At 75.6% G+C, this 2,432-nt stretch carries 2 protein-coding genes; one reads left to right on the forward strand and one right to left on the reverse strand.

The window, feature by feature from the left end:
- Positions 1-174 (reverse strand): DUF1905 domain-containing protein (locus tag ABZ641_RS33195; protein ID WP_359987910.1); only part of this gene is annotated, 174 nt, incomplete at its 3' end.
- Between the two features lie 209 nt (positions 175-383).
- Between ABZ641_RS33195 and ABZ641_RS33200 the strand changes: the two genes are divergently transcribed.
- A complete protein-coding gene (locus ABZ641_RS33200) occupies positions 384-2,336 on the forward strand; it encodes an aldo/keto reductase (RefSeq protein ID WP_359987908.1) in 1,953 nt (650 codons plus the stop codon).
- The last annotated feature ends 96 nt before the right edge of the window (positions 2,337-2,432 follow it).

Here is a 2,432-nt window from a genome sequence, read left to right on the forward strand (position 1 = left end):
GGTGGTGAACGTGACGCCGCCGATCCGGGCGTCGACGGGGACGACGCCCCAGCCGTAGGTGGCCTGCGCGGCGACCTCGCGGACGTCGGCGGACTGCTCCTCCGGCACGGGCACGAAGTAGAACGGCGAGGGCCCGCGCCACTCGATGACGCGGCCGGCGAAGACGAGGTCCATGGAGCGGGTCCGTTCCTGACGGGGAGTCTGCGGTCCGCAGCGTAGCGGCAGCCCCCGACGGGGAGGCGCGGCGGCAACCGGCATTGTCCGCGAACGTGTTCGACAGTAGCGTTCCTCCCGCCCGCCGGGCCCCCGGCGGCCGGCGGACGCGGAGGGCACGGGTGGACGGGCGGGCGCACAGGCCGGAGACGGCAGGGATCCACAATCCGGTGCTGCCCGGCTCGCACCCGGACCCGTCGATCCTGCGCGTCGGCGAGGACTACTACCTCGCCACCTCCACCTTCGAGTGGTACCCCGGCGTGCGACTGCACCACTCGCGGGACCTGGTCCACTGGCGCCCCCTCGGCGGCGCCCTGGACGGCCCGCGCCTGCTGGACCTGACCGGCTGCCCGGACTCCGGCGGCGTCTGGGCCCCCAACCTCACCCACGCCGACGGCCTGTTCCACCTCGTGTACGGCAACGTCTCCGGCTACACCGGCGGCTTCACCGACTGCCCCAACCTCCTGGTCACCGCCCCCACCGCCGAAGGGCCGTGGTCCGATCCGGTGCCGCTGCACGCCCGAGGCTTCGACGCCTCGCTGTTCCACGACACCGACACCAGCTGGCTCGTCAACCTCGTCCACGACTGGCGCCCCGGCCACGGCGGCAGCGCCGGACTCGAGGCCACCCGCTACGACCGCGCCGGACGCCGCCTCGTCGGCGAACCGGTCCCGCTCCTGCTCCCGCCCCGGGCCGGCTGGATCGAAGGCCCCAACCTCCACCGCCGCGGCGGCCGGTACTACCTGATCACCGCGGACGGCGGCACCGGCTACGGCCACCAGGTCACCGTCGCCCGCTCCCGCACGCTCGCCGGACCCTACGAGCCCGACCCGGCCGGCCCGCTGCTCACCTCCCGCGACCACCCCGACCTGCCCCTGCAGAAGGCCGGCCACGGCAGCCTCGTCGACACCCCCGACGGCTCGACCTACCTCGCGTACCTGGTCGCCCGGCCCGAAGGCCGGCACGGCCCGTGCATCCTCGGCCGTGAGACCGCCCTCGCGCCCGTCCACTGGACCGACGACGGCTGGCCGCGCACCCCCACCGGCCTCCCGGAGGCCACGGTCGCGGCACCGCCGGCCCGCCCGCCCCGCACCCCGGCCCCACCACCGCCCCCACACCCCCGAACACCCCCGAACCCCGCACCGCCATTCGACAGAGGAGAACACCGCACCATGCGCACACGACAGTTGGGCAGCACCGGGATCACCGTCGGCGCGATCGGCCTCGGCTGCATGGGCATGAGCTTCGCGTACAGCCCGACCCGCCGCGACGACGCCGAGTCGGTCCGGGTGATCCACCGGGCGATCGACCTCGGCGTCACCCTGATCGACACCGCGGACGTCTACGGCCCGCACACCAACGAGGAGCTGGTCGGCCGCGCGATCCGCGACCGGCGGGACGAGATCGTGCTCGCCAGCAAGGCCGGCCTGGTCGTCCGGGACGGCGAGATCCTGCCCGACGGCCGCCCCGAGCACCTGCGCGCCGCCGCCGAGGGCTCGCTGCGCCGCCTCGGCGTCGACCGGATCGACCTCTACCAGCTGCACCGGGTCGACCCGGCGGTGCCGGTCGAGGAGTCCTGGGGCGTGCTCGCGGAGCTCGTCCGCGAGGGCAAGGTCGGCGCGATCGGCCTCTCCGAGGCGACCGTCGAGCAGCTCGACGCCGCGCATGCCGTCCACCCGGTGGCCACCGTGCAGAGCGAGCTCTCGCTGTGGAGCCAGGACCAGCTCGACGAGGTGGTGCCGTGGGCGGCCCGCCACGGCGCCGGCTTCATCGCCTACTCGCCGCTCGGCCGCGCCTTCCTGACCGGCGCCATCACCTCGGCCGCCGCACTGGAGGGCGAGGACTGGCGGCAGGGCAACCCGCGCTTCCAGCCGGAGGCGATCGAGGCCAACCAGAAGCTGGCCGAGGGCGTGGCCGAGGTCGCCGCCCGCTACGGGGCGACGCCCTCGCAGGTCGCGCTGGCCTGGGTGCTGGCCCAGGGCGAGCACGTGGTGCCGATCCCCGGCACCAAGCGGCTCGCCTACCTGGAGGAGAACGCCCGCGGCGGCGACCTCGCGCTGGACGCCGAGGACCTGGCGCTGCTGACCCGGCTCGGCGCCACCGCCGTCGGCACCCGGTACTGACGGCCGGCCGCGCCACCGGCCGGCCCCCGCAGCCACCACCGAACCACCACCGCAACCACCGCGGCGCCCCGCCGCCCGGACCGCGGCCGCCCCCCA

This window comes from Kitasatospora sp. NPDC007106, assembly GCF_040634455.1.
Lineage (GTDB): Bacteria > Actinomycetota > Actinomycetes > Streptomycetales > Streptomycetaceae > Kitasatospora > Kitasatospora arboriphila.